1 protein-coding gene is annotated in these 265 nt (G+C 43.0%); it reads right to left on the bottom strand.

The window, feature by feature from the left end:
- Nucleotides 1-265, bottom strand: a 265-nt coding sequence (locus SCA31_RS23815; protein WP_410699475.1) for a glycoside hydrolase family 3 C-terminal domain-containing protein, incomplete at both ends; no start/stop codon positions are given.

Below are 265 nucleotides of genomic sequence, written 5' to 3'. Positions count from 1 at the left end.
ACCGTGGGCTGCATAGATATCTTCTAATTTGGCATCGTAATCAATGTTTGCACCTTTAGCAGAAATGAATTTCACTTCTTTTCCTGCATTAGCCTGGAGACCCTGCATCAAATTAACCGACTTGTCATGCTGCGCTGCCACACTCCAGGTTCCGGCCATGTTTAATGAATTGTTAACCAATGGTCCGATCACGGCCACTGTTCCTGATTTTTTCAAAGGAAGAACCTGATTGTCATTTTTCATCAAAACCATTGACTGAGCTGCT

The sequence above is a fragment of the Chryseobacterium sp. SIMBA_028 genome (genome assembly GCF_046535285.1).
Classification (GTDB): domain Bacteria; phylum Bacteroidota; class Bacteroidia; order Flavobacteriales; family Weeksellaceae; genus Chryseobacterium.
Note: the sequence above shows the minus strand (reverse complement) of the source record. Positions and strands in the feature narration are given on the sequence as shown.